This window comes from Clostridium intestinale, from assembly GCF_035905475.1.
Lineage (GTDB): Bacteria > Bacillota > Clostridia > Clostridiales > Clostridiaceae > Clostridium_T > Clostridium_T intestinale.
On record NZ_CP121166.1, the window covers coordinates 1,988,834 to 2,015,376 of the forward strand.

The following is a 26,543-nucleotide window of genomic DNA, read 5'->3' on the forward strand; positions in this document are numbered from 1 at the left end:
GAGTATAAAAGTGACTATATAAAATAGCCACTTACCTATTTGGGTTTTGAGAATATTATAGCATAATTACTATATTTATACTATTTAACTTTTCTTAGTTCACTTAATTCCTCTTGTATCGCCTTAGCTAATTCCTCATAATCATTTAACAAATAATTATAGGCTAAGTCGTATATTTCCATCTCAACTTTGTATTCTTTTTCTCTATTTTTAATTTTTTCATCTTTTGTTCTATGTAAGTATTTTTCCACTAAACACTTGAAATATTCTTTATCTAAAAATTCCATTGATAATTTTAATTTTTCAAGATAATATAGGCTTTTCTTTTCCTTTATTAATAAAAAGTCAATAAACATAAAATATATGCTTTTATCATTAAGAGAGGCTTTAATTTTTTTAAAAAAGTACTCTTCATCTATTAATTCTTCTATATCTTCTTCCGATATCCTTAATGATCTAAGTCTGTTTCTCAAATTATAGATTCTAGAATATTCCTTAGTTTGAATTAATAAAGATATATACTTAGTATATGCTTCTTCTTTAGTTATTTCTCCCTGCCCTTGTATAGCAATTAAACAAAATAAGTCCTCTAAGTTTTCTGATGCTTTTTTAAATTCTAAACTACTTATATTGTACTTGTACTCCATCCAAAGCTCTTTTTCCCAAGTTAAACACCTAGAATCTAAGTTTTCTTTATAAACTTCTTTTTTGGATATTATATAAGCATTTTGTAGATTTCTATATGAATCTATATATTGTCTCTGCTTTTCCTTAATATACGCTAGATTAAGGTATGCATCTTCTATTTCACCAAACTTAAGAAGTACCTTTAAGCATAATTTTTCAGCTAATTCATAGTCTTCTAAGTTAACTGAACAATCTATCATAGAAACTAAACAAGTTAGTTCTTCATCCTTTTCTAAAGCTTCTTCTTTTGCCTTTGTAAACATATCTATAGCATCTTTAAATTTATTTTCTTTTTTAAGCCTAATTCCTTCATTAATTAATATCTGAAATTTACCTCTAGCCATATAGCATTCCTCCATCCCTAGAAGCAAGTGAAACTTGATATAGTCCCCCTTTTATTGTAATTTTTTTCTATGATAATATCAATAAAAAAGAAGGACTTGCCATAAAGATTATAAAAATCTCATTACAAGTCCCTATTTCTAAAATTCATAAAAGTTGCATTTTATATTTCTCTATTAGTTCTCAACTTTCAGTTCTCAACCATAAGTTGTTAAACTATTCTATTTTTCTTTTCTCCCTTATAAAAGGCTTCTATATTCTCAATTAAATACCCAAATAACTTTTCTCTAGCTTCTACACTTGCCCAAGCTATATGAGGAGTTGCAACAAGTCTATCCTTGTTTTTAATCTGTAATAAAGGACTATCTTTTCCTATTGGTTCTGAAACAAATACATCTAAAGCTGCACCTTTTATTAAACCCTCATCTAAAGCTTTTGCTAAATCCTCTTCTTTTACTATCGGTCCTCTACCCATATTTACTAAAACTGAACTCTTCTTCATCTTTTTTAAGTTTTCATAATTAATAAGTCCTAAAGTTTTATCATTAAGTGGAGCATGTATCGATATTATATCTGAAGTTGATAGAAGTTCATCAAGCTCTACCTTAGTGTAGTCAGCATTGTTGTTATTTCCTGATGCGGAGTAATATTGAACTTCTGCACCAAAGGCAGCAGCAATAGCCGCAACCTTTCTTCCTATTGCTCCAAGACCTATTATTCCCCAAGTTTTACCTGAGATATCATTAAACTCTCTATCTATATGAGTGAAAATAGGGCTTTTAGCATAATTTCCACTTTTCACATAGTCATCATAATAAGCAATTTCATTGTACAAATGTAGAAGAGTTGCAAAAGTATGCTGAGCTACTGAGTTTGTAGAATAACCTGCAACATTAGTTACTGCTATTCCCTTTTCTTTAGCATACTCAATATCTATATTATTAAAACCTGTTGCCATTTCGCAGATTAGTTCAAGATTTTTTGCGTTTGACAAATTATCTTTATTCAACTCAACTTTATTAGTTAAAATTACATTTGCATCCTGAATTCTTGAAGCTACTTCATTATCTTCTGTTAAATCATAATAAGTTACTTCTCCCAATGAATCTAATAAGCTAAAATCTACATTCCCCATACTTATTCCATCTAATATCACAATTTTTCTCATGAATACTCTTCCTCCTAAAATTCCTTCTATATCTTATTATAATAAGTAGTTATTAAGTCTCTTCTCAACTACTTCAATCTTTTCACCTGTTCTTCTTCTATAATCCTCTATTTGATCCTTCGAAAGTTTAAGAAGATCAAAATATCTTGATTTTGGAGCCCCAAAGTATAATCCACATACAGATGATACTGGGTTCATCATATAGCTTTCAGTTAAAGTTACAGAAGTTACTTCAGTTCCATTTAATAATTTAAATAGTTTCTCCATTTGTTTAGGATCTTTTAAAGATGGATAACCAAAGGCTGGTCTTATTCCTCTATATTTACTTTGGAATAGTTCCTTTTTAGTTATATTTTCTTCTTTTGAGTAACCCCAATATACTTTTCTTATTTCCTCATGTAATTTCTCAGCTGAAGCTTCAGCTAATCTATCACATAAAAGTTTAAGCATAATAGCTTTATAGTCTTCTCCGCTATTTTTTAGTTCTCTTTCGTACTCATTTACTTCAGTACCTGCTGTTACCAAGAATCCGCCTATATAATCAACTCTATTGCTATCTAACGGTGCTATAAAGTCAGCTAAGGATAAATAGGACCCTTCTGATTTCTCTCTTTGTTGACGCAAGAAATTGAAAGTTTCTAAAACTCCACCCTTCTCATCGTGAATAACAATATCTTCTCCTGTAGAATTACATGGAAAAATACCAAATACACCCTTTGGGCACACTTTGTTATTTTTCTCTAATTCATCTAACATTTCATTTGCTTCCTTAAATAGCTTTTTAGCTTCTTGTGCATACTTCTCATCTTCTAAAATTTCTGGATAAGTTTTTTTCATTTCCCAAGCTATAAAGAAGAAAGTCCAATCTATATATTCTCTAAGTTCTCTAACTGAATACTTGATTTCTTTTATTCCTATAAACTCAGGTTTATCTATTACTTCAGTATTCCAATCAAGTTTTAAAGCTTTCTCTTTAGCCTCTTCTATAGAAACATTTTTTATAGAAATAGCTTTATAATTTTCTCTTGCTTTTTCATACTCTTCTTTTACCTTTTCTAAATATCCTTTTTTATCTTTCATTAGCTCCTTAAGAATCTCTACAGTCTTTGAAGCATCTCCTCCATAAATTACTCCATTAGAGTAATTAGGTGCTATCTTTAGAGCTGTATGAGTTTTAGAAGTAGTTGCGCCACCTATTAATAATGGAACATCAAACCCTTGCTTTTCCATTTCTGAAGCTACATGTGCCATCTCATCTAAAGATGGTGTAATAAGTCCACTTAAACCTATAGCATCTACATTTTCCTCTTTTGCTCTTTTTAATATTTCCTCACAAGGAACCATAACCCCTAAATCTATAACTTCAAAGTTATTGCAGGCTAATACAACTCCAACTATATTTTTACCTATATCGTGAACGTCACCTTTTACTGTTGCTAAAAGTATCTTACCTGCTTTAGAGCCACCTTTTGAATTTTCAGCTTTTATATATGGCATCAATATCTCTACTGCCTTTTTCATAACCCTTGCAGACTTAACAACTTGAGGAAGGAACATCTTTCCTTCACCAAATAAGTCTCCAACGATTTTCATACCATCCATTAAGGGTCCTTCAATTATAATTAAAGCCTTATCATATTGTTTTCTAGCTTCCTCTAAATCCTCTTGAAGATAATCGCTTATTCCCTTAACTATTGCATGACTAAGTCTTTTCTCTATATTTTCACTTCTCCAAAGTTCTACTTTTTCTTCTTGCTTTCCACCTTGCTCTCTATACTTTTCAGCAAGTTCAAGAAGTTCTTCTCTAGCTCCCGGCTTCTTATTTAATACTACATTTTCAACTAGTTCTAGAAGTTCCTCCGGAATATCATCATAAATCCTTATCATTCCTGGATTAACAATTCCCATATCCATTCCGGCTTTAATCGCATGATATAAAAATACTGAATGCATAGCTTCTCTTATAACATTATTTCCTCTAAATGAAAAACTAAGATTGGAAACTCCTCCTGATATCTTTGCATAAGGTAGGTTTTCCTTTATCCATTTAGTTGCTTTAATAAAATCTACTCCATAATTATCATGTTCATCCATTCCAGTAGCTATCGCTAGTATATTAGGGTCAAATATTATATCTTCTGGTGGAAAGTTAATCTTATTAACTAATAAATCATAGGCCCTTTTACATATCTCTAGTCTTCTTTCATAATTATCAGCCTGACCCTTTTCATCAAATGCCATTACAACTGTTGCAGCCCCAAAACTTTTAATGACTTTAGCTTTCTTTAAGAATTCTTCTTCCCCTTCTTTTAGAGATATAGAGTTAACTATAGGTTTTCCTCCTATTGCTTGAAGTCCAGCTAAAATCACTTCCCATCTTGATGAATCTATCATAATAGGTTTTCTTGCAACTTCAGGTTCAGATGCTAAAAGCTTTAAGAAGTAATCCATCTCTTCTTTTCCTTCTAAAAGTCCATCATCAAAGTTTACATCTAAAACCTGCGCTCCATTTTCAACTTGTTCCCTTGCTATTGCTAAAGCTTCTTCATACTTTTTCTCTCTTATAAGTCTTGCAAACTTAGCTGACCCTGCAACATTTAATCTTTCACCTATATTTATAAAGTTATTTTCCTCTTTAACTTCTAGTAGCTCTAATCCTGCATAAGAACTTACTCTTTCTACTTCTGGTATAACTCTTGGGGAATACTCTTGTGTAAGTTCATATATAGCTTTAATGTGTGCAGGAGTTGTTCCACAGCAACCACCTACAATATTTAAATGATTTTCATCTAAAAGTTCCTTTAAATTCTTAACAGTTATTTCTGGTATCTCATCATATTCTCCTAATAAGTTTGGTAACCCTGCATTAGGATATACTGATATATATAAGTCCTGCTTTTTAGATAGTTCTTTTACAAATGGAACTAATTCCTTAACTCCAAAGGAACAGTTTAAACCTATAGATATTACATAATCGCTTTTCATAGATACTGCAAAAGCTTCTAAGGTCTGACCTGATAGAATTCTTCCACCTTTATCATTTATTGTTCCAGAAATCATTATAGGAAGAATCTTTCCTTTTTCTTCATAAACCTCTTCAGCTGCTATTATTGCAGCTCTAGCATTTAAGGAATCAAATATAGTCTCAATTAAAAGTACATCTACTCCACCATCTATTAGTCCTCTTATCTGAACTTTATAAGAATTTAAAACGTCTTTAAAACTCACGCTTCTATATGCTGGGTTTTCAACCTCTGGAGACATAGATAAAGTTTTATTTGTAGGCCCTATAGAACCTGCAACAAACCTTGGATTTTCTGGAGTCGAAAACTCATTAGCTACTTCTTTAGCTATTTTTGCTCCTTGAAAATTCAAATCATAAACTAAATCTGTTAATCCATAATCTTCTTGTGATATCACGTTACTGTTAAAAGTATTAGTTTCTATTATATGGGCTCCTGCCTCTAAATACGCTTTTTGTATTTCTTTAATAACCTCTGGCTTTGTTAAACTTAATAAATCATTATTGCCTTTTTGATCTTTATTAAAATCCTTTAATAATTCTCCTCTAAAATCATCTTCTTTAAGTTTATATGCTTGAATACAAGTTCCCATTGCCCCATCAAGAACCAGTATTTTCTTTTCAAGTTCCTTTATTAATAATGTATCTTTAAATAAATGCCCCCTCATTAGTTGCCTCCTTAATTTTCTAGCTTTTTGTACTTTTTTATACATTTTATTTCTTATTATACTATATGAATTGTAGTAATTCTAGCTATAAGAAAAATGAGAATAAATCTAAAAACAACAAGTTTTTAGATTTATTCTCATTTATATTTCTATGCCTTTTTTAATACTTCCTTTTTACTCTTCATTAAGCACTTACTCATCAGTCCATTTTTTGGTGTAAATATAAATACTAAGAAAAATACTAATCCAGTCATAAGTGCCATAGATCCCGCTATAGATACATCTAAAGTTTCTGCAAATTTATATCCTAATATCCCATTTATAGTACTAATTATAATATCTATAATAATCATTTTCTTTAAATCTTCTGTTAATAAATAAGCTGTTACAGGAGGTCCTATCATAAATGCAACTACCAAAATAGATCCTACAGATTCAAAAGCTCCTACCGCCGTTATAGAAACTAAGGTCATTAATCCATAATGTACTAAGCTTGGCATAAAGCCTAATACTGCCGCTAAAGCTGGATCAAAGGTAACTATTTTAAGTTCTTTAAAAAAGATTATCACAAATAAAAGATTTACAATTAAAATTGCTCCCATAGTATATATAGATTTAGCTCCTATATCCACTCCAAAAACTATAAGTCTATTAAATGGTGCAAAAGCTAATTCTCCCAAAAGCACAGAATCTGTATCTAAATGAACAGAACCAGCATATTTAGATATAATTATTATAGCTATACTAAATAAGAGCGGAAATACAATTCCTATTGAAGAATCCTTTGACAATAGCTTTGTATTATTAAGAAGCTCTGTTAAAAAGACTGTCAATACCCCCACTAAAGCAGCTCCTACTATTAATAAAGGAGAATTTAAATCTTTTGTTATAAAAAATGCAATAACTATTCCTAATAATATTGTATGAGTTATAGAATCGGACATCATAGACATTTTCCTAAGTACCAAAAATACTCCAGGCAATGAACATGCTACAGCTACTATTACTGCTATAACTTGAATTTCTAATTCAGCTGACATTATTCTCCCCCTCCTTTTATATTATTTTTTATATAACTAATTCCTTTATCATTTATAGACCACATATTATATTCCTTATTTACTAAACCTCTATAATTTAAAGAAGCTAGTAATTTCTCTAATTTTCTATTACTTTTTTCTTTCATATTTAGACTAGCCTTTATATTTTCAAAGTCAATATTATTACTATCTTCTCCTCTTTTAAAATGCAAATCATAGATATTTACCAATACTATATCTTCATATATTAATCTATACCCTTTACTATTTTTAAGAATTCTTCTAAATAACCCTCTATTAGGAGCAAATATTAAGCTTAATAATACAATTCCGCTTATGATTAAGACAATTGTAGGTCCTGTAGGTAAATTTGAAACTAGAGAGCTTACTATAGTTCCTGTTACTCCAGAAATTGCTCCAAATAAAGCTGATAGTAATACCATTATTGATAATCTATCTGTCCATTGTCTAGCTGCAACTGCTGGCGCTATAAGCATTGCACTCATTAATATAACCCCTACAGTCTGAAGTCCTATTATAATAGCTATAACAATCATAAATAAGATAAGCATATTTATTCTTCCTGTTGAAAATCCCACACTTTCAGCAAAGGCTTCATCAAAAGTTGCTATCTTAAATTCCTTCCAAAATAGTATAACCACTGGTATAAGCACAACTCCCAGTATAAACATTATTCTTACATCTCTTTCTAATAAAGTAGATGCTTGCCCATAGATAAACTTATCTAATCCTGCTTGATTTGCATTTGGAAGTTTTTGAATATAAGTCATTAAGACTAAACCTCCCCCAAAGAAAACAGATAATACTAAAGCTAATGCACTATCAAATTTGATTTTAGAATACTTTACTATAGAAGTAATAATAAAGGTAGCCAAAAGTCCTGAGATAAGCGCCCCTAAAAGCAATACCTCTGTTTTTTTAGTTCCAATTATAATGAAAGCTAAACATATTCCTGGAAGAGCAGCATGAGATACCGCATCTCCCAAAAGACTTTGCTTCTTTATAACTGCAAAACTTCCAAGTACTCCGCTTATTATTCCTAGCAGCATTGAACCTAATGAAACTAGCTGCAAAGTGTAATCTTTTGCAATAAGTTCAATAACCTTCATTTTACATCACCTGCCTAGTTAACCTATCAGCATGGCTCTTATAAGTTTTATTTATATTTTTATCATTAAACACTTCATTAACTGGTCCATTAGCAATAATTTCAGTGTTCAATAAGGTTACCCAATCAAAATATTCTTCAACTGTTTGTAGATCGTGATGAACTACTACTACAGTTTTCCCTTGATTTTTCATTTCTTTTAAAAGAGTTATTATTGCTTTTTCTGTTTTAGCATCTATTCCTTGAAACGGCTCATCCATAAAATATATATCGGCTTCTTGAACTAATGCTCTTGCAAGGAATACTCTCTGCTGCTGCCCTCCTGATAATTGGCTTATTTGTCTCTTATAAAAATCCTTCATTCCTACTTTCTCTAATGCCTCCATAGCTTTTCTTCTATCTTCTAAAGCAGGCCTTTTTAACCATCCTAATTTTCCATATCTGCCCATTAGCACTACATCTAGTACGTTAGTTGGAAAATCCCAATCCACACTGCCGCTCTGTGGTACATAACCTATATTTAACCTTTGCTTTTTATAATCTTCTCCATTAAATAAAGTAGTTCCTGTTATAGGTTTTATTAAATTCAACATTGCTTTTATTAAAGTTGATTTTCCTGCACCATTAGGTCCTACTATCGCCATTAAAGCTCCCTTTGGAACATTTAAATCTACATTCCACAAAACTGGTTTAGTATTATAAGCCACGGTCATTCTTCTAACTTCTATTGAAAATTTATTTTTTTCTTCCATTATTACTCCCTCCTTTTCCATTTTTCAAATCATCTGTCCCTTATTTTAATGCATTTACGATAGTATCAATATTACTTTTAACAGTCTTTATATAAGTTTCAGTCTTACGCTCCTCATCCCCTAAAGAGTCTGAGTATAGTTCTCCACCTATTTTCACTTCAAAGCCTTTAGCTTTAACTGCTTCTTGAAGTGCTTCAATATTCTTTTTAGGTACTGATGACTCAATAAATATTGCTTTAATCCTACGCTGCACAATAAAATCAGCTAATTTTCTAACATCTGCAGTTCCAGCCTCTGATGCTGTACTTATTCCTTGAAGCCCTTTAACCTCAAACCCGTAAGCCTTACCAAAATAATTAAATGCATCATGGGCTGTTACAAGAACTCTGCTTTCCTTTGGAAGTTCCTCTACTCTCTTAAGAATATAATCATTAAGCTCGTCTAGTTCTTTTAAATAACCTTCTAAATTCTTTTCAAATTCTTTAGAATGCTCACCATCTAATTCCTTTAACCCTTCGGTAACTTCCTCTGCGGCACTCTTCCATAACTTAACATCAAACCATACATGTGGATCGTAGGTAGAGCCATTTTGAGGTTTTATTAAATCTTGTTCATTTATCTTACTTGTAGCGCGTACTACTATTTTTTTACTATTAATTAGATTCTCAAATATTTCTTCCATTTTTCCTTCTAAGTGAAGTCCTGAATAAACCACCATATTTGAATTTTGCATAAGTTTTACATCTCCTGCACTAGCTTTATATAAATGTGGGTCTACTCCTGCGCCCATTAAACCTTGAACCTCAACATATTCTCCACCAATTGTCTTAGTTAAATCTGCTAACATTGTAGTAGTGGCTATTATCCTTGGTTTATCTCCTGCATTAGCTACTTTCTTCTCTTTATTAGCATTTTGACACCCAACTGCAAAAACAGCTGTTATTAATAATATACTTAATCTACTTAAAATCTTTTTCACTAATATAACCTCCTTTTCTAATCAACATAAATTTTTTCTGCAGCCTCCCTGCCTATAATTATACTTTTACCATCAACTTCTAGAGTAATTGGCCCATTATAAGGAGCAAAGCTAACCACTGTAAATTCATCTCCTATTTTTAAATCTAAATGAACCATATATTTCAAAAGTTCTTTTTCATCCGTAACTCTTCTAATTCTTGAGGTTTCTCCAACTAACAATGATTTCATATTTCTGTAATTAAAACTATTTTCACCATTTCTTATTATTGGATTACCATGGGGACATGTCTTTGGATAATTTAAATATTTATCTAAGTGCTCTTCAAGTTTTATACTTGTAACATGTTCTAATTTTTCAGCCTCTTCATGTACTTCATCCCATGAATATTTTAAATGTTCAACTAAAAACACTTCCCATAATTGATGTCTTCTTAAGACTTTTATAGCTTCCTTTTTCCCTTGTTCAGTAAGCTTTATTCCTTTATAAGGTGTATACTCTAAATACTCTTCTTCTAAAAGTTTTTTTATCATCTCACTTACAGAAGGAGCTGAAACTCCTAATGCAGAAGATATTTCTCTATTGTTAATTTGCTTTTGATATCCGCCTAACTCATAGATTATCTTTAAATAATCCTCTTTATTATCAGTCATTTTTCTCCTCCCCAGTTCCCTTAAAATATTTTTAGGTATGCCTAACTTAATATTATAATACTCCCTAATCCTATTTTTGTGAATACTAATTGAGAATTATTATCAATTGTTTAGCTTAAATTGCTTTTTTTGATAAATTTATAATAAATTATCTATTTATATATAAAATTAAAACAGCCTCCCTAATTAATTAGTTCAGCTGCTATTTATTAAAAACTATGTGCATCTATTTCATTATCTTCTTTTTTCCTAATGTAAAAATTATATTAATAACCTAATTATATTCCTCCAATTATTCTTATGCAAAAAAATGTAACCATATTATTATGATTACATCTTTTCTCATCTTAATTTATAAGCTTCCTGATATTCAAAACTCTATCTCTGTTTTTTAAGTCTAAAATTTCACAGTTTGTTTTGAAAAACCTTACACAACCTGATTTCTGTGTCCCTCTAACGCATCTATATTTTTCTCCATCTATCAATGAAATAAGAGAGTTATATTTATCAAAACCTAGAAACTTAACTTCCCTTCCCATATTTTTTAGCATTTTTAGACTTTCTCCTATAAGAGTATCAACGTCTTCACAATATCTTTTTAAACGTACCTCAAAGACTTTTTCATCAGAATTATTAATATTATCCATACTTTTATTTTCTCCAAATATATCTAAAATTAATCCCAAGATATATAGTTTTCTATATAGGTTAAAGCGGCTTCTCTGCAATTAGGGCAGTGTATATTATCAATTTCTTTTAAATTATTAATTTTCGCCATTTTATTATTACACTTGTTACAGTACATTTGCTCTTCAAACTTTACTCCATCTTGAAAATCAATTTTTAAAGCACTCTTATCTACAATTTCAGAGCATTCTTCACAATAGTATATTTGTCTAGTTACATGAAAATCTTCTACACAGTAATTTTCTAGTAACCTTTCTACAACATTAATATTTCTTTCATCTATAGTTTCCATTGTCTTCTCAAAAGTAGGTTTATACATGCCATACCCTAAAAGTAATTCCTTTGAAAACTCACATTTATTACATTTTATAATTATACCACTTCCCATGCTTTACTCCTCACCCCCTAATTATGAATATCTTCTAATATATCTATATTACATAACTGGAGATTTATTCTAAGTTATAAAAAAGTTATCTATATTTCACCGTATTTTGTTAACCTAGTGCAACATCAAGAAGCATCATAACTGCAAAACCTAAAATTGTTCCCATAGTTGCAATATCAGATCCTGAATCTGCTTGTGACTCTGGTATTAGTTCTTCAACTACAACAAATATCATAGCTCCTGCTGCAAAAGCTAGTGCATAGGGTAATATTCCTTTCATAGTTAGTACAAGGACTGCTCCTATAACTCCAGATATTGGTTCTACTACTCCTGAAAGCTGTCCAAACATAAAACTTTTCCATCTAGATAACCCTTCTCTTCTTAATGGAACGGATACAGCGGCTCCTTCCGGAAAGTTTTGAAGACCTATCCCTAATGCTAAAGCTATTGCCGATGCTAAAGTAGCTCCAGAACCACCATCAGCTAAAGCTCCAAATGCAACTCCAACTGCTAATCCTTCTGGTATATTATGAAGGGTTATAGCCAAAACCAAAAGTATACTTCTTTTAAGGGAGGTTTTAACCCCTTCCTCCTCTCCCTCTCCTTTATCAAGGTGTAAGTGAGGTAAAAATTTATCTACAACTCTTAGAAAAAATCCACCTAATAAAAATCCTATAACAGCAGGTATCCAAGGAATAATTCCCATTTCCTCTGCCATCTCTATAGAAGGTTTTAATAATGACCAAAAGCTCGCTGCTATCATAATTCCTGCAGCAAAACCTAACATGGCATTTAAAACTTTTTTATTTATGTCTTTAAAGAAAAAAACTACTGCTGCTCCAAGAGCAGTTATACCCCAAGTGAATAAAGTCGCTATAAGAGCAAGTAAGATAGGATTATAGTTTTCCATCTATATCAATCTCCTTTCCTTATCCAATATATGAATAAAAAAAGTAGATTGATATCAGAATTTATCGATTTTCTACACTTTTGCAAACTTTTTTTCTAAAAAATTCTCCCAAATTATATTACATATCATTGCAACTACAATTCCTAAACACATTCCAGCTATGACATCACTTAAATAATGTACATATAAATAAATTCTAGAAAAACCTATGATACATGCTAAGGTAATAAATAAGAATGAATACTTCTTAATGTGTAAACTTAAGATAGTAGCTGCAGCAAAAGCACTTGAAGTATGTCCTGATGGAAAAGAAAAAGAGCTTGGTGGCTTAACTATAAGCTTAATTCCCTCTATACTTATAAAGGGTCTCTCCCTTTCGATTATGTTTTTTAATGCTACATCTCCTATTAAATAGTTTATTAGAAGTACGGCTAATGTAAGTAATCCAGCTTTTCTATATTTTCTACTTATTATTAGGGCTAATGAAATTACAATCCAAATAGCACCCCCTTGACCTAAATTGGTTATGATAGGCAAAACACTATCCAAAAAACTATTTGATATATACTTCTGAACAAAATCAAAAGTATTTAAATCCAAACTTTTAATAAAATCCATTACTCTCCTCCTCAATAAAAACCTAAACTTTTCTAGTACTGCCTTCGCTAATTAATGCATGTATAGCTATGACAAAAATAAAAGCGGTATAACCGCTTTTAAGTAAATAATCTTCTTTCAACAACTATTAAATCATCTTCATTAATATTTTTAAACCAACTATCTAATCTATTTTTAGCCTTTTCCTTTACCTCATCATCAACGTGCCTTGCTATTTTTATTAATGCAAACATCAAAGCTCCAAAATCATCTGTAAATCCTGCAAGTGGTATAAAATCTGGTATACTATCTATTGGCGCAATAAAATATCCTAAAGCTCCTATTACTATTAGCTTTTCTTTCATAGATATCTCAGGTTTTTTCATAGCATAAAATAAAATTAAAATAGCATAAACAACTTTAGCACCTGCTTTAGTAGCATACTTTTTTAACTTTAAAAATAACTTGTTTTCAGAGTAATGATTTTTGTAGCTTTTTCTCATAAAAACACCTTCCAATTTAATTTATTTATATACTAGTAGTTTAACCATTTTATACACTCTTAATGACCTGTCTATATAGCTTTTAATGTATTAATAAGCTGATTATCTATATTATTTTCAATAACTTCTAATACTTCCACTTTTCCATCTGATTTATATATTGCACTTACTAGAATTATTTCTTTTTTTTCTATAAATTCCTTTATTATTGGACTTTCATATATAATATCTAATGTATTTTTAATATTTACTTTTATGGTGTTTAGATAGATATCCTCTTTAAAATGTGTTTTCACATATTTAACTGATGGTTCTATCTTCTTTAACACATATTTTATATTTCCATTAAACTCTGCTTTTTCCTCAAATTGATCTATTGCACCCTTAACTGCCCCACAGTTTTCGTGCCCCAAAACCATAACTATAGATGCTCCACCAACTTCAACTCCATATTCTATTGATCCTAAAGCATCTTCATTCATAACATTTCCTGCTATCCTAATTTCAAACAAGTCACCAAGTCCTTGATTAAATACTATAGTTGGTGTAATTCTAGAATCAGAACAGGATACAACTACTCCAAAAGGGTATTGATTTTCTCTTAAGCTTTCTATTTTATTATTTGATATATCTACCTCTTCATAGTTGTCCTTGTTATAAAAATTTTCATTTCCCTTAAGTAATCTTTTAAGATACTCCTTAGCTTCTAACATTCTGGTCAATTTATAGCCCCCTACTTACGACTTCTAATTATAATAATTCTTTTTCCCACTCTTTAAAACCTACTAAAACCTTATCTTTTGTTACTAATATAGGTCTTTTTACAAGCATTCCATTAGTAGCAAGTAATTCTAATAAAGACTCCTCTGAATCACTTTTTACTCTGTCTTTTAAATTCATTTCTTTATATAATTTCCCACTTGTATTAAATAATTTATTTATTGTTAGCCCACTTTTGTCTAACCATTTTTTTAATTCATCTTTAGTAGGATTATTTTCAACAATGTGTCTATCTATAAAGTCTATATTATTTTCTTTTAGAAATTTTTTAGCCTTTATGCAAGTAGTGCATTTAGGATAATTAACGAATAATGCTTCCATAATCTCCTCCTAACAAATTTTTATATATTATATCACAAATATCAATTATGTAACTACAAAAATAAAAAAGATGCTACATTAAATTTGCAGCATCTTATATATTTCCTATTACCTAAACTCATTAAGGAACTTTTCTACGTTTTTAACATTCCATTCCCTGTCCACTACTGGTGGGTTATCCCTAACAATTGGATGCAAGTCCTCAAACACAGATTTTCCTTCTTCTTTATAGATAATTCCTGTAGGAATCTTATCTCCAAATTCTAAAGCTTTTTCCATAGCTTTTGCTCTATCTGTTGGATCATATTCCTCTGGTAATCTATATACCCTATCTTTATACCACTTGAAAGTGTTAACCTTATTAAAGCTTACACATGGTTCAACTATATCTACTAATGCATAACCTTTATGATTTACTGCTTCTTTTAATACCTTAACCATAGTTTCCTTATCTCCTGAGAAAGCTCTACCAACAAATGTTGCTCCAGCTGATATTGCTATTGCTAAAGGATTTAAAGGATTTTGCATAACTCCTTCAAACTGCATTGAAGTTACCTGTCCTAAAAATGTAGTTGGTGAACCTTGTCCTTTAGTTAAACCATAGATTTGGTTATCTCCTACTATTTGAGTTATATCTACATTTCTTCTTATAGCATGAAGGAAGTGATTACCACCCTCGCCATAAGCATCTCCATCTCCACCTACTACAATTACTTTAAGATCCTTATTTACTATTTTAATTCCTTGAGCTGGAGGAAGTGCTCTACCATGAAGCCCATTAAAACCATTTATTTTTAAATAGTGCGGCATTTTAGCAGCTTGGCCTATACCTGAAACTATAACAGCCTCATGAGGTTCAATCTCAAGTTCAGCTAAGGTTTGTTTAATACCATCTAATATTGAGAAGTGACCACAACCTGGACACCATGCAATTTCATCTTTTGAATCATATATTTTTAAATCAAGCATTACTTGTTCACCTCACTCTTTACTCTTTCATAAAGCTCAACTCCGTTTATTTGGCGTCCATCATATTTTAATATGCTTCCGTCCATTAAAATTCCAGTTTCGCTAGCTATAAACTTACCTAGTTGACCATTATAGTTTTGTTCAACATTTATAAACTTAACTTTACCTTTTAACTTATCTAAAGTCTTTTTAGGTAATGGGAATATATCTCCAAAACTTAATGCTGCAACCTTAAGTCCTTCTTTATTTAATAAATCTGTAGCTTCCTTTAACGCTCCATAAGTAGAACCCCATCCAACTAATACTGTATCAGGTTCTTCTACTCCAAAATAAACTGGTTCTTCTATATCAGCTTCCATAAGAACTTGCTTTTTCATTCTTTTTTCCATCATAGAATTTCTAACTTCTCCTGACTCAGTTATATGACCTTCATCAGTATGTTCATCTGAATCAACTAACACAGTTTGACCTGGAACTTTACCTGGAACTAACATTGGAGATATTCCATCCTCTGTAAGTTCATATCTCTTATATTCTTCACCTTCTTTAAAAGGTCCATCTACCCACTTACCTTTTTCAATAGTTAAATCATCTAACTTATATGGTGCTACTGTAACCTTACTATCCGCTAAGTATTGATCAGTTAACAAGATAACAAGTGTTTGGTACTTAGTTGCTAGATTTAAAGCTCTAAAAGATTGATAGAAAGCATCTTCAGCATTTCTTACTGATAATACAGCTCTTGGGAATTCACCATGGGATGCTGTTAATAAGAAACTTAAATCACTTTGCTCTGTTCTTGTAGGTAATCCTGTAGCTGGTCCTGGTCTTTGAGAATCCACAACAACTACTGGTGTTTCCATAATACCTGCAAGTCCAAAAGCTTCAACCATTAAAGATACTCCTCCACCTGAAGAACCAGTCATAGCTTTAGCTCCTGCATAAGATGCACCTATTGCCATATTTAAAGCTGCAACTTCATCTTCAACCTGTTCTACTACTATTCCTGCTTCAACTTGCTTTTTAGAAAGATAAGTCATTACAGAAGTTGCTGGAGTCATAGGATACCCACAATAAAAGTTAACCCCTGCTGCCAGTGCCCCTAAAGCAATAGCTGTATTTCCATCAAGTAAAAGATGATCTTCTAAGTTTCCACCCTTTAATTGAAATTTTGTATCTATTAAATCATATCCTCTATTTAAAGCTTGTATATTTGTCTCTCTTATTTGAGGTGCGAATTTCTTTGGAAATATTTCTTCTACACCCTCTAAAGAAATTCCGAAAAACTTAATAACAGCTCCTAATCCCACCATTCCTAATGCTTTAGAAAGCTTTAATTCCAATGCAGTCTTTTTTAGTGGAAGTTTCTTAAATCTGCTATCTTCTGAAACTAATGCATCATCTCCTATAGCAACTCCATGTTCACTTAATCTTTCCATATGAAGATCTAGTGTGTTTTGATCTAATGCAAAAATAACATCAACATTAGGAGAATGAGTATATATAGGTTCATCTGAAAATCTCACTTGAAGGAAGTTATGACCTCCCCTTACTCTTGACATATAATCTTTGTTTGTAAAAACATAAAAACCTTTTTTCTTTAGTATTTTCTCTAAAAAATTACTAATAGTATCCATACCTTGGCCAGCAGCGCCGCCAATTAAAACATTATAATTCACTTCTAGTTACCTCCTTGATAATTAGGTGTCAATCTATCTTAAAAACTTAATAAAATTCAGTTCTTAATTCTATTATAAATGATAATTCTTTTTAATCAATAATTATTATCAATAGATATTCTTAATTATTATGCCCTAGGGAGGTATAGTTACCTCTAGCTTAAATTTGCTTATTATTTCGCAACTATTCTATAGCATTGTATATTTTATTGCTTCTCCTATATATTTATGATTTAGTAATCACACAAAGTTCACATGAAACTCACATAAGTTCTTGATTTTTGAACTATAAAGTTTATCTATACTTGATTTAGTAATATTTAAATTACTAATTTACAATATAAAAAGGAGATGGTTATATGTCATCAATCAGTAGTATTTCTAATCTTAATAACTGGTATCTTCAAAGTATAAAACAGGTAGCAAACACTACTCAATCAACCTCAAAAACAACTAATAGAGATTCTAATAGTTATTTAGATGATTATCAAAGTTCAATAAGCTCTATACAAGCTGCTCAAAATGTTCAGTTTTCTAATCCACTATCTAGTCTAGTTACTAATGGAACAATATCTGAAGATCAATTAACAGCTGTTCAGGATGCTTTTAGAACCTCAATGCAATCTTCTATATCTGGAAGTTACAGCAAAACTCAAACTAATCCCATAAGCTCTCTTGTAACAAGTGGAGTAATAACACAAAATCAAGCTGATGCAGTTAAAGATGCTTTCAAGGCCCAAGCAGATACTATTAAAGAAGCTATAAAACCACCTGCTCCAACTAGTAATAGCACAGCTACTCAAAGTACTCAATCATCAACAACTATCGATGATATATTGGAGTCACTACTAGAAACTATGCAGCAAAATTCTACATATTCTAGCTCTTATTACTCTGAAGCTTAGTTAACTATATCTCTCTTTAAATATTAACCCCCTTATTTTTAATAAGAACATATTATGGTAAAATGTTATTAAATTACTTAAAACATGAAGGGAGATATATTATGAGTACATTCGTAGAAATCAAACCAGAAGAATTAACCGAAAACCCATTTAAACTTATAGGCAGTGATTGGACTTTAATTACTGCTGAAAAAGAAGGAAATGTAAATACTATGACTGCCTCATGGGGTGGACTTGGTATTATGTGGGGTAAACCTGCAGCTTATATTTTTATAAGACCTCATCGTTACACTAAAGAATTTGTAGATGCTTCAGATACTTTTTCATTAACATTTTTTGATAACAGCTTTAAAAAACAGTTAGGTTATTTAGGCAGCACCTCTGGAAGAGATGAAGATAAAATATCAAAATCTAACCTAACAATAACACATGAAGGTTCTACTCCTTACTTTGAAGAAGCAAAACTTACTGTTATATGTAAAAAACTTTATGCTCAAGAATTATCAGCTGAAAGCTTTTCTGTAGATGGTTTTGATGACAAATTCTATCAAGATAAAGACTACCATACAATGTATATCGCAGAGGTTCAAAAAGTTCTTATAAAACAATAATTTAAAAGAGGTAATAAAAAGCTTCATACTTTTTATTACCTCTTAGTTTTACTGTGGAAATAATTTTAGATAGTTACCTCTATAATCCAACAGTTTATAGTATCCATCTATAAGTTCTATATTTTTACCTATTAAACAAATCCACCATTAACACGTATAGTCTGACCTGTTATCCAATTAGAATTATCACTTATTAAAAACTCAATTACTTTTGCAATATCCTCTGTTTCACCAAGACGCCCAAATGCATTCATCTTTTTCATTCCTTCTATTTGTTCTTCTGTTTTTCCAGTAGTAAAAAGTTCTGTATTTACTGGACCAGGTGCAACTGCATTAATTGTTATTTTCTTTGCTCCAAACTCCTTTGCCAATTGACGTGTTATTTGTTCAACCGCTCCTTTAGTTGCCGCGTAAAGACTATATCCAGGGAACATTTGACCTAAAACAGAAGTTGAAAAATTAATAATTCTTCCGTTATAAGCCATATGCTTCATAGCCTCTTTACATGCAAAATATGTTCCTTTTACATTTATAGAAAAATGATCATCGAAGTCCTTTTCACTTATTTCTAATAAAGGTTTTGTTCTCATTATACCTGCATTATTAATTAGGATATCTATTCTCCCAAAAGACTCTAAAGTCTTTTTAAACAAATCTTCTAATTCACTGACTTTACTTATATCAGCTTTTATTGCAATGCCTTCTCCGCCATTTTTATTAATCTCTTCTATTACTTCTAATGCCTTTTCTTCACTACTAGAATAATTAACTACTACCTTTATTCCTAGACTAGCTAGTTGTTTAGCTATAGTTTTCCCTATTCCTCTTGATGCTCCTGTTACTATAGCAACTCTCTCTTCTATATTTTTCATAACTACATCTCCTTTAAACAGTATTCTTGAAATAATTATACAATTCAAATAGATTAAAGTGGTATACAGTTCCTGTAGTATTATTGCCTAATCCTACAAAAGAAATTATAATTATTATATTAATCACAAAAGGATGAGTGTTATGTTTAAAGAAATTACTAAAACTCAAATAAGTACTGAATCCACGAAATCATTAGCTGAATTTATAGACTTGCATACTCACTCAGAAGGTATTCAAGATACTGAAATTCCAGCATTAAAACTTATTCGTTCAGCAAAACCATTTAAATCTCTTCACTCAATATATGACCCATCAATATGTATTATTGCGCAAGGTTCAAAAATTGTAACTTTAGCTCAAGAAAGTTACAGATATGATCCTGCAACCTATTTAGTAGCCTCTGTTCATCTACCTATATGCGGTGAAATAGTTGATGCTTCCAAAGATTCTCCATATCTATCACTTAAACTTAGTTTTTCTCCTGACGATATTCTAAACATAGTAAAGGATTGTCCTGATATGTGGAAACATAATGATGAAATCGGAAGGGGTCTTGTAGTAAATACACTTAAATCATCTATTTTAGAACCTGTATTAAGACTTGTAAAACTTTTAGATACCCCTAATGATATTCCTATTTTATATCCACTAATTACACGTGAAATTCTTTACAGAGTTTTACAAGATGAAAGTGGTTATTTAATTAAACAATTTGCTATGCTAGGAAGCCATGCGCAAGCAATATCTAAAGTTATTAAGATAATAAATCGTAACTACTATAAATCTTTAACTATTGAAGCTTTAGCCAAAGAGGTCTCAATGAGCATTTCTTCATTGCACACTCATTTCAAAAAGGTAACTGCAATGAGCCCACATCAATACCAAAAATTAATAAGACTTCAAGAGGCTCGTCGTTTACTTCTTTCTGAAACTACTGAGGCGGCTGATGCTGGATTTAAAGTTGGTTATGAAAGTCCTTCACAATTTAGTCGTGAATATGCTAGATTATTTGGACTCCCCCCTATAAGTGATGTTAAAAAATTAAAAGATTCTTTAATATCTGTTTTTTAGTTAAAAATGATAAAAAGGAGTTGTTGCTCATCTAGATTTCTAGATGAGCAACAACTCCTTTAATTCAAACATAATAGTATTAAATTATTATTTGTTTAATTATTTAAGGCACTAAAAACTTTATCAGCTATTTCAGAATCCATTTTTGTAAACTTACTTGAATAATCACTCCAAACTTCAATATTTTCTATACTTTTTCCAAAAAGTATTTTTTCAAGATTTTTTCTTATTTTATGTAGATTTTCATACTTTGGATTAGATGGATCATCCTTTATTACTTCTAAAGTTGTTATTAAACTCTCTATAACCTTATTTTTATCATATTTTTTTTCTAAAGTTTTTTCATTAATATCTACACTTTCATCAAGCAGTAACTCTCCTTCATTTAATCCTTTTTGTATAAGTATTTTAGTATGTCCTACTACACAGCTGTTACCTTTGCAGCTTCCACAGCTTTCTGTTCCAAGGCATATCTCACCTATATCACTTTGTATTTTGTTGTAATAGTCATATAAATCTTTTGAAGTCTTTTTAAACAAGGTTTGTCTTCCTTGTCTTCGTCTTATAATTTCTGGTCTTAATAAAAATACTACAGCTACAACTAATAAAGCTAAAAATAAAATAATATTTAATGGGGTCAAATAACTATCTGGTAAGGTTTCATATAACTTAGTTAATCCAAAGAACATAAATATAGAAGCTGCTATTATTTTCATAGTAAACTCAGGTATCTTGTCTCCAAGCTTTTTGCCTACAATAATTCCTAATGCACCTGTAGCTATCATACCTGAAACAGATCCTGCTAGTATAACTAAAGGATATACAGCATCTATGGATAAAGTTATTGCTGTTAATTGTGTTTTATCTCCTAGCTCTCCTATAAAAAAAGCCAATGCTACTGTTATAACAGCACCAAACTTAGATTTTTTATCTTCTTCCTCATCGTCTTCATCATCAGACTTTAAAGTCCAAAGAGAAAATCCTACAAAAGCAAAACCAGCAACTATCTGTATTGTATTTATTGGAATAAAGTTAGAGATATAATGTCCTAACAATATACCTAGTCCATGATTTAGAAAAGATCCTAGAAATATTCCTGCTATAACTTTTTTAACTGGAAATTTTGTTGCAAATGCCATTGCTAGTATCTGTGTTTTATCCCCCATTTCTGCAATAAAAATAAGTATAAATGCTTTTAACAATTCTTGAACCATTGGGCCACCTCTTAATATCCATATTTAAATAAAAAGTACAAATTATTTAATGTTGGGCATTTTATATTCGTACTTTTTTAATTTACTTAGTTTTTTAGACAAAAGAAAAGCGAGATATTTAGATTAATAAACCCTATAGTAAGGTCTACTAATCTAAAAGTCTCGCTACTTTAATCTTTTTAAAGCAAATAAAACCAGGATTTCTCCAGTATGTTGATTTTATTTATAGGCCTAGCCTCAGCTACTCCCTTTTAGAAATACGCTATCTTATTTTATTTAATAAAGTTATAATATCACATTTTTTTTATTTACACAATACTTATAAAATTTTTATATTTTTCATTTCACTATTCCTATTCTCCAATATTCCGCTGTTCCTCTTTTCCAACAGTCTGCTTTTGTACTGTTCTTATGTTTCCCTTTTCCAGTGCTCCACTTTTCCTATGCTTCAGCATCCCAATGCACCACTTTTGTACTGTTCTTATGCTCCACTTTTGAAAATTTCCTATTCTCCAACAGTCCACCTTTCCGCTTTTCCAATGCGCCTGTGCTTTTGAGTAACGATGCTGCGCTTTTGCACTGCTTCAAAACTCCTGCATGCCTCTGATTTATTTGTTTTCTCTGTAGAAAAATACTCTTTCCCCTAAATTTAAAAAGAGCTTAACAATCTGCTAAGCTCTTCTACTATTCTCTATCTTATTTTAATTACTCCACCTTCCATACCAGAAGTGGCTAAACTTGTGTACATGCCAAGTACTCCTCTAGTATATTTAGGTGGTTTTGGTGTCCATTTTTCTTTTCTTTCTTTTAGTATCTTCTCTATCTCTTCTTTTGATTTTTCTTGTCCATTTACTCCAACTATGTTTATTCCTCTGTTTTCTATATCTATGTGGATTATATCTCCATCTTTAACTAAAGCTATTGGTCCTCCATTACTTGCTTCTGGAGATACGTGTCCTATAGCAGGTCCTCTTGTTGCTCCTGAGAATCTTCCATCGGTTATTAAAGCTACAGTTGAGTTTAGTTTTTCGTCTGAAGCTATGGCTTCTGTTGTGTAGAACATTTCTGGCATTCCGGAACCTCTAGGTCCTTCGTATCTTATTATTATTGCATCTCCTGGTTTTATGCCTCCATTTATAGTTGCTTCAAAGGCTTCTTCTTCTGAGTCAAAGGCTCTAGCACTTAGTTTTATATCTCTCATTCCTTTAGGTAAGCTTGAGTGTTTAACTACGCAGCCTTCTGGTGCTAGGTTCCCTTTAAGTACTGATACTGCTCCTATTTCACTTAGTGGACTTTCAGCATCGTAGATAACTTCCGTGTAGTCCATCTTAGGAGCAGAAGCTAAATATTTACCATAAGCTTCTTCTTTATTGAATTCCTCTAAGTTTTCTCCTAGGGTTTTACCTGTAACTGTCATAACATCTAGGTGAAGGTATTTCTTTATTTTATTCATTATTGCAGGTACTCCTCCTGCGTAAAATACATAGTTTGCTGGCCAATGTCCGCTTGGTCTTACATTTAGTATAAATGGTATATTTCTATGGATTTTATCAAAATCTTCTGGGCGTATTTCTATATCAAGTTCCTTTGCTATAGCTGGTATATGAAGAAGTGCATTAGTTGATCCACCTATAGCTGCATGAACCATTATTGCATTTTCTATGGATTTTCTGTTTACTATGTCTGATACTTTTATTCCTTTTTCTACCAAACTCTTTACTGCTCTTGAAGCTTTTCTTGTGTATTCTTTTAATATTTCTGAGGTTGACGGTAAGAGCGCTGCTCCCGGTAGAGCAAGTCCTAAAGCTTCACCAAGTACCTGCATAGTTGCAGCTGTTCCCATAAAAGAACAAGCTCCACAGCTTGGGCATGCATTTTCTTTATAGAAATCATATTGAGCTGTAGTTATTTCTCCTCTTTTATGCATGGCACTGTAGGTTCCTACTTGGTTTAGGGTTAAAAGATTAGGACCTGCATTCATAATTCCACCGGGTATTACTACTGAAGGTATATTTACTCTACACATAGCTACTAGGTTTCCTGGCATTCCTTTATCACAACTTGCTACAAATAGTCCTCCATCAAAACCTGTAGCATTTGCATGAATTTCTATCATGTCTGCTATTATTTCTCTAGATACTAGAGAATAGTTCATTCCATCATGTCCTTGAGCTTGACCATCACATATATCTGTTGCATAATAGTCTGCTGCCTTTATGTTTAAACTTGTAAGCTCCTCCATAGCCTCATTTACTACTACATCTAAATGAACGCTTCCTGGATGGCTTTTACCATAGGTACTTTCTACTATTACCTGCATCTTTTCTAAATCTTCTGTAGTCCATCCCATTCCTCTTTTTAGAGAATCCATTTCTGGAGCTATTTTTCTTACCTTTTGAGAATATAACATAGTTTTCACCTTACCTCTCTATAGAATTTTTTTCCCCTATTATCTTTTCTACATCTCTTGGGTCTACTTGCATACTATCGCCTTTAATAGTGCATTTTAAAGTTGCTGCTGCTACTCCAAAGTCTATGGCTTCTTTTAGAGTTTTCTCTTTCATAATTGAGTAGATTACTCCTGATACAAAAGCATCTCCACTTCCCACTCTTTCAACCATTTTAGTTGTAAGTTTAACTGATTCTGCTTTTTCTTCCTCTCCTAGGGCGTAAGCGTAGTAGGTGTTGTTATCTTCTTTATCGTTTTGTCTTTCTGTATGGAAAATATACTTAAAACCAAACTTTTCTTTAAGTTTTTGCATTCGTTTAAATATATCTTCCTTTGTAGAAGTTTCTCTATCAAACATGGTTATGTCTTTATCATCTACCATTATTGGTTCTATTCCAAAACATATATCTGCAAAAGGAGCTAATTCTGTTGCATAGTTTTTAGCTTCCATAAAGGTTGCCATTTTGCTTCTAAAGTTTAAGTCCATGCTTATAAATATATTTCTCTTTTTAGCTTCTTTTACAACTTCTCTTACTATTTCTCTAGAGTTTTCCCCAACTGCTAAAGTTATTCCACTAAAGTGAAGCCAGGTTACCCCTTCAAGTATCTTGTTTATATCTATATCTTCTATAGATAACTCTGAAAAACTACTGTGTTTTCTATCGTATATAACACTGCTGTTTCTAACTCCTGAGCTTCTCTCTAAGAAGTAGTAACCTATCTTTTCTCCTTTAGTTAGAATATTCTTTATGTCAACTCCAACTCCTCTAAAATACCTTTTTACATTTTTAGCTATATCGTTATCTGGAAGAGCTGATAGAATAGCAGTTTCTACCTCCCAAGCTGAAAGCATTGAAGATATGTTAGCTTCTGAGCCTCCATAAAAACACTCAAACTCGTTAGAGTTTCCGTATACATCAAAGTTCTTTGGAGTAAATCTTATAAGTATTTCACCTATTGAAAGAAATTTTCCCATGTTATTTCCCTACCTTCTCCATAAATCTTCTTGCATTTTCTGCTATCTTAGCGCTGTCATTGTTAGTCCCAGCATTTAATATACTGCCTATTCCTACTGAATCTGCTCCACTATTTAACCATTCATTTAGGTTCTCAAGGTTAACCCCACCTGTTACCATTATCTTAACATTTTTAATTGGTGCTTTTATTGCCTTTATGTAACTTGGGCCTAAAGCTTCCCCAGGAAATAATTTAATAACCTTAACACCTGAGTTTAGGGCATTTACTATTTCTGTTGGTGTAAAACAACCCGGGATATACTCTACATTTTTTTCTGTACAGTATTCGCTTATAAGTTCGTCAAAGTTTGGTCCTACTATAAATTCTGATCCTGCTTTTATAGCTTCTCTAGCTGTATCAACATTTAGAACACTTCCTGCTCCTATAACTACATCTTTGTATTTTTCGACTAAACTTTTTATGATTTCTGAGGCATCTTTGTTTGTGTAAGTTACTTCTATAAGTTTTATTCCACCTTCTATGGCTCCCTCTATTATATTTAGTGCTTCTTCTTTGTCGTTTCCTCTTATTACTGCAACTATTTTGTTCTCCATTATGTTTTCAACTATGCTCATTTAAAACTCCTCCTAAAGGAACAAGCCTCACCTTAAGTGAAGCTTATTCTTTTTCTTTTATTATATCATTTTATTTCCAATATAATACTTTCACTTGCTTTCATAGTTTCCCCAACATGGTATTTTTTTATTTCATGACCGTTAGGTTCTGCAAGTATTAGCATTATTGTGTCATCTAAGTTTTCTCTTTTAAGAACTTCTCCATCAAAGCTTAGAAGTAAGTCACATTTTTTAACTTGTTGTTTTTCTTTGCAGTGGATACAAAAACCTTCACCTTTTAGGTTTACTGTATCTATTCCTACATGTATTAGTAACTCAATTCCCTCTTTAGTTCTAAGTCCTACTGCATGTTTACTTTCCATCATGATTGTAACTACTTCTGAGTCACAAGGAGCATATACTTTAGTGTCACTTGGTTTTATTGCGATTCCATCTCCCATCATTTTTTGAGAAAAGACTTCATCGTTAACCGTGCTTAAGTCTAAACTTTCTCCATCACAAAAAGCATACATTGCATTTTCATTTTTCTTCTTAAATAAATTTTTAAACATATA

Annotated in this window: 24 protein-coding genes and 2 pseudogenes; 3 read left to right on the forward strand and 23 right to left on the reverse strand. The window is 31.3% G+C overall.

Annotated elements, in window-relative coordinates:
• Nucleotides 1–80: 80 nt before the first annotated feature.
• The 17 genes and pseudogenes from P8F83_RS10285 to P8F83_RS10365 form a co-directional block, all read right to left on the reverse strand.
• Entirely contained in the window at nucleotides 81–1,031 is a 951-nt protein-coding gene (locus tag P8F83_RS10285) for a hypothetical protein (RefSeq protein ID WP_238902389.1), read from the reverse strand.
• A 209-nt stretch (nucleotides 1,032–1,240) separates the two neighbouring features.
• The gene (locus tag P8F83_RS10290; protein ID WP_326514522.1) at nucleotides 1,241–2,197 is read right to left on the reverse strand and encodes a D-2-hydroxyacid dehydrogenase; all 957 of its coding nucleotides are present in this window, start codon (nucleotides 2,195–2,197) and stop codon (nucleotides 1,241–1,243) included.
• Between the two features lie 36 nt (nucleotides 2,198–2,233).
• The gene (gene metH / locus P8F83_RS10295) at nucleotides 2,234–5,887 is read right to left on the reverse strand and encodes a methionine synthase (RefSeq protein ID WP_326514523.1); all 3,654 of its coding nucleotides are present in this window, start codon (nucleotides 5,885–5,887) and stop codon (nucleotides 2,234–2,236) included.
• A 164-nt stretch (nucleotides 5,888–6,051) separates the two neighbouring features.
• A pseudogene (locus P8F83_RS10300) lies at nucleotides 6,052–6,927 on the reverse strand (metal ABC transporter permease); the annotation flags it as partial.
• A 260-nt stretch (nucleotides 6,928–7,187) separates the two neighbouring features.
• A pseudogene (locus P8F83_RS10305) lies at nucleotides 7,188–8,057 on the reverse strand (metal ABC transporter permease); the annotation flags it as partial.
• A gap of 1 nt (nucleotide 8,058) precedes the next feature.
• On the reverse strand, nucleotides 8,059–8,808 hold the full coding sequence (locus tag P8F83_RS10310) for a metal ABC transporter ATP-binding protein (RefSeq protein ID WP_326514524.1): 750 nt from the start codon (nucleotides 8,806–8,808) through the stop codon (nucleotides 8,059–8,061).
• 40 nt (nucleotides 8,809–8,848) lie between these two features.
• Nucleotides 8,849–9,778, reverse strand: a complete 930-nt coding sequence (locus P8F83_RS10315) for a metal ABC transporter solute-binding protein, Zn/Mn family (protein ID WP_420022621.1) — start codon at nucleotides 9,776–9,778, stop codon at nucleotides 8,849–8,851.
• A gap of 26 nt (nucleotides 9,779–9,804) precedes the next feature.
• Nucleotides 9,805–10,440, reverse strand: coding sequence for a metal-dependent transcriptional regulator (locus P8F83_RS10320; protein ID WP_326514526.1), 636 nt, complete (start codon nucleotides 10,438–10,440; stop codon nucleotides 9,805–9,807).
• A gap of 347 nt (nucleotides 10,441–10,787) precedes the next feature.
• Complete coding sequence (locus tag P8F83_RS10325) at nucleotides 10,788–11,087, reverse strand: hypothetical protein (protein ID WP_315108358.1); 300 nt, start codon at nucleotides 11,085–11,087, stop codon at nucleotides 10,788–10,790.
• 29 nt (nucleotides 11,088–11,116) lie between these two features.
• Entirely contained in the window at nucleotides 11,117–11,515 is a 399-nt protein-coding gene (locus tag P8F83_RS10330) for a hypothetical protein (RefSeq protein WP_021801247.1), read from the reverse strand.
• A gap of 109 nt (nucleotides 11,516–11,624) precedes the next feature.
• Nucleotides 11,625–12,425 (reverse strand): ZIP family metal transporter, encoded by an 801-nt coding sequence (locus tag P8F83_RS10335; RefSeq protein WP_315108360.1) that lies wholly within the window; start codon nucleotides 12,423–12,425, stop codon nucleotides 11,625–11,627.
• A gap of 72 nt (nucleotides 12,426–12,497) precedes the next feature.
• Nucleotides 12,498–13,043 (reverse strand): phosphatase PAP2 family protein, encoded by a 546-nt coding sequence (locus tag P8F83_RS10340; protein WP_326514527.1) that lies wholly within the window; start codon nucleotides 13,041–13,043, stop codon nucleotides 12,498–12,500.
• Nucleotides 13,044–13,141: 98 nt separating this feature from the next.
• Complete coding sequence (locus tag P8F83_RS10345; protein ID WP_286908643.1) at nucleotides 13,142–13,525, reverse strand: YkvA family protein; 384 nt, start codon at nucleotides 13,523–13,525, stop codon at nucleotides 13,142–13,144.
• A 71-nt stretch (nucleotides 13,526–13,596) separates the two neighbouring features.
• A complete protein-coding gene (locus P8F83_RS10350) occupies nucleotides 13,597–14,238 on the reverse strand; it encodes a carbonic anhydrase (protein WP_315108470.1) in 642 nt (213 codons plus the stop codon).
• Nucleotides 14,239–14,275: 37 nt separating this feature from the next.
• Nucleotides 14,276–14,626: an arsenate reductase family protein gene (locus P8F83_RS10355; protein ID WP_326514528.1), complete on the reverse strand. Its 351-nt coding sequence runs from the start codon at nucleotides 14,624–14,626 to the stop codon at nucleotides 14,276–14,278.
• A 108-nt stretch (nucleotides 14,627–14,734) separates the two neighbouring features.
• Nucleotides 14,735–15,595: a 2-oxoacid:ferredoxin oxidoreductase subunit beta gene (locus tag P8F83_RS10360; protein WP_326514529.1), complete on the reverse strand. Its 861-nt coding sequence runs from the start codon at nucleotides 15,593–15,595 to the stop codon at nucleotides 14,735–14,737.
• Nucleotides 15,595–17,274, reverse strand: a complete 1,680-nt coding sequence (locus P8F83_RS10365; RefSeq protein WP_326514530.1) for a 2-oxoacid:acceptor oxidoreductase subunit alpha — start codon at nucleotides 17,272–17,274, stop codon at nucleotides 15,595–15,597. Before P8F83_RS10365 ends, P8F83_RS10360 begins: the two co-directional genes overlap by 1 nt.
• A gap of 359 nt (nucleotides 17,275–17,633) precedes the next feature.
• On the opposite strand from P8F83_RS10365, the gene P8F83_RS10370 reads away from it, so the two are divergent.
• Both P8F83_RS10370 and P8F83_RS10375 read left to right on the forward strand, forming a co-directional pair.
• The gene (locus tag P8F83_RS10370; RefSeq protein WP_326514531.1) at nucleotides 17,634–18,179 is read left to right on the forward strand and encodes a hypothetical protein; all 546 of its coding nucleotides are present in this window, start codon (nucleotides 17,634–17,636) and stop codon (nucleotides 18,177–18,179) included.
• Nucleotides 18,180–18,280: 101 nt separating this feature from the next.
• Entirely contained in the window at nucleotides 18,281–18,790 is a 510-nt protein-coding gene (locus P8F83_RS10375; protein WP_326514532.1) for a flavin reductase, read from the forward strand.
• A 131-nt stretch (nucleotides 18,791–18,921) separates the two neighbouring features.
• Here P8F83_RS10375 and P8F83_RS10380 read toward each other — a convergent pair whose 3' ends face one another.
• Nucleotides 18,922–19,662 (reverse strand): SDR family oxidoreductase, encoded by a 741-nt coding sequence (locus P8F83_RS10380; protein WP_326514533.1) that lies wholly within the window; start codon nucleotides 19,660–19,662, stop codon nucleotides 18,922–18,924.
• A 142-nt stretch (nucleotides 19,663–19,804) separates the two neighbouring features.
• Between P8F83_RS10380 and P8F83_RS10385 the strand changes: the two genes are divergently transcribed.
• A complete protein-coding gene (locus tag P8F83_RS10385; protein ID WP_326514534.1) occupies nucleotides 19,805–20,734 on the forward strand; it encodes an AraC family transcriptional regulator in 930 nt (309 codons plus the stop codon).
• A 95-nt stretch (nucleotides 20,735–20,829) separates the two neighbouring features.
• On the opposite strand, the gene P8F83_RS10390 is transcribed toward P8F83_RS10385, so the two are convergent.
• From P8F83_RS10390 to P8F83_RS10410, 5 genes are all read right to left on the reverse strand, one after another.
• A complete protein-coding gene (locus P8F83_RS10390) occupies nucleotides 20,830–21,948 on the reverse strand; it encodes a TMEM165/GDT1 family protein (protein ID WP_326514535.1) in 1,119 nt (372 codons plus the stop codon).
• A gap of 691 nt (nucleotides 21,949–22,639) precedes the next feature.
• Entirely contained in the window at nucleotides 22,640–24,358 is a 1,719-nt protein-coding gene (ilvD, locus tag P8F83_RS10395) for a dihydroxy-acid dehydratase (protein WP_326512706.1), read from the reverse strand.
• Between the two features lie 10 nt (nucleotides 24,359–24,368).
• Nucleotides 24,369–25,373, reverse strand: coding sequence for a sugar kinase (locus P8F83_RS10400; protein WP_326514536.1), 1,005 nt, complete (start codon nucleotides 25,371–25,373; stop codon nucleotides 24,369–24,371).
• 1 nt (nucleotide 25,374) lies between these two features.
• Nucleotides 25,375–25,989, reverse strand: coding sequence for a bifunctional 2-keto-4-hydroxyglutarate aldolase/2-keto-3-deoxy-6-phosphogluconate aldolase (locus tag P8F83_RS10405; RefSeq protein ID WP_326514537.1), 615 nt, complete (start codon nucleotides 25,987–25,989; stop codon nucleotides 25,375–25,377).
• Between the two features lie 65 nt (nucleotides 25,990–26,054).
• On the reverse strand, nucleotides 26,055–26,540 hold the full coding sequence (locus tag P8F83_RS10410; RefSeq protein ID WP_326514538.1) for a PTS sugar transporter subunit IIA: 486 nt from the start codon (nucleotides 26,538–26,540) through the stop codon (nucleotides 26,055–26,057).
• Between the last annotated feature and the right edge of the window lie 3 nt (nucleotides 26,541–26,543).